Raw genomic sequence first — 2,174 nt, forward strand, 5'->3', positions numbered from 1 at the left:
TGGCTCGACACGCAGAACCCTGCGAGCCTCGCCCAGAAGGCCCACGATGCGGAAGGTGTGTTCCGCAGGACGGGCATCACGTTCGCCGTCTACGGCGACGCGCAAGCCGCCGAGCGGCTGATTCCATTCGATATCGTGCCGAGGATCATCTCGGGCGCCGAATGGAGCCGGCTGTCGCTGGGCATCGAGCAGCGCGTGATGGCACTCAACGCGTTCCTCGACGACATCTACCACCGCCAGGAAATCGTGCGCGCGGGCATCGTGCCGAAGCACCTGATCGCGCACAACGAGGCGTTCATCCCCGAGATGATCGATTTCCGGCCGCCCGGCAACGTTTATACGCACATCATCGGTGTCGACATCGTGCGCACCGGTGAAAACGAGTTCTACGTGCTGGAGGACAACGCACGCACGCCGTCGGGCGTGTCGTACATGCTGGAAAACCGCGAGACGATGATGCAGCTCTTCCCGGAGCTGTTCCAGCAGGTCAAGGTGCGCCCGGTCGAGACCTATCCGCAGATGTTGCGCCAGTCGCTCGCGGCCGTGTGCCCGCCGGGCGGCAACGCCGACAACCCGACCATCGCCGTGCTCACGCCCGGCATCCACAATTCCGCGTACTACGAGCACTCGTTCCTCGCCGACCAGATGGGCGTGCACCTCGTCGAGGGCAGCGACCTGCAGGTGGTCGACGGCCGCGTCGCGATGCGCACGACCGAAGGCTTCCAGGCGATCGACGTGCTGTACCGCCGCGTCGACGACGCATTCCTCGATCCGCTCACGTTCCGCCCCGATTCGGTGCTCGGCGTGGCCGGGATCATGGACGTCTACCGCGCCGGCAACATCACGATCGCGAACGCGCCGGGCACCGGCATCGCCGACGACAAGGCGATCTACTCGTACATGCCGGAGATCGTCGAGTTCTACACGGGCCGCAAGGCGCTGCTGGAGAACGTGCCGACCTGGCGCTGCGGCGAGGCCGACAGCCTGAAATACGTGCTCGACCATCTCGACGAACTGGTCGTGAAGGAAGTGCACGGCTCGGGCGGCTACGGGATGCTGGTCGGGCCGTGCGCGTCGAAGGCCGAACTCGAGGCATTCGCCGCGAAGCTGCGCGCGCGGCCCGCGAACTACATCGCGCAACCCACGCTGGCGTTGTCCACGACGCCGATCCTGACCGAAGCCGGCCTCGCGCCTCGCCACGTCGACCTGCGGCCGTTCGTGCTGGTGTCGGACCGGATCCGCATCACGCCGGGCGGGCTCACGCGCGTCGCGCTGCAGGAGGGGTCGCTCGTCGTCAACTCGAGCCAGGGCGGCGGCACCAAGGACACCTGGGTGCTGGCCGACTGAGCCGGGCACGAGCACGCGCGCCGCAGCCGGCGCGCGAACCGAACGAACACGGAGTGGACACGAGATGCTTCTGGGACGAACTGCGAGCGGGCTTTACTGGATGTACCGCTATATCGAGCGCGCGGAGAACATCGCGCGCATCGTCGATGCCGGGCTGCGGATGGCGCTTACGCGCACGTCCGACGCGCCGGCCGAATGGTCGTCGGTGCTGGTCAGCTCGGGCGCGGACGACGGCTATCGTCAGAAATACGACGCGTATGCCGCCGATACCGTGACCGACTACCTGCTGCGCGACCGCGACAACCCGTCGAGCGTGCTGTCGTGCATCGAGGCCGCGCGCTCGAATGCGCGGATGGTGCGCACGGCGCTCACGCGCGAGGCATGGGAGAGCGTGAACGGCGCCTGGCTCGCGCTGCGCCGCGCGCTCGCGCAGCCGGTGCCGGAGAGCGGGCTGCCGGCGGTGCTCGACGAAGTGAAGCGCGAAACCGCGCTGATTCTCGGCAGCTTCTACAGCACGATGCTGCGCAACGAGATCTTCGATTTCGCGCAGATCGGCGCATTCGTCGAGCGGGCGGACAACACCGCGCGGATCATCGACGTGAAATACCACCTGCTGCTGCCGTCGGTGTCGCACGTCGGCACGATCCTCGACAACTATCAGTGGGAGACGATTCTGCGCTGCGTGGCCGCACACCGGTCGTATCGCTGGGTATATGACGTGCAGTACAAGCCGATGAACATCGCCGACTACCTGATCCTGAACGGCCGCATGCCGCGCTCGTTGCGCTATTGCTATGGCCGCGTGATGTCGAGTCTCAACCTGCTCG

At 66.5% G+C, this 2,174-nt stretch carries 2 protein-coding genes; both read left to right on the forward strand.

The features are described 5' to 3' along the window. Positions 1–1,347 (forward strand): circularly permuted type 2 ATP-grasp protein (locus DIE15_RS36555; RefSeq protein WP_148095699.1); only part of this gene is annotated, 1,347 nt, incomplete at its 5' end. Between the two features lie 64 nt (positions 1,348–1,411). After that, positions 1,412–2,174: alpha-E domain-containing protein (locus DIE15_RS36560; RefSeq protein WP_148095700.1), on the forward strand; the 763-nt coding region annotated here is incomplete at its 3' end.

The organism is Burkholderia sp. Bp9031 (assembly GCF_003857965.1).
GTDB lineage: Bacteria > Pseudomonadota > Gammaproteobacteria > Burkholderiales > Burkholderiaceae > Burkholderia > Burkholderia ambifaria_A.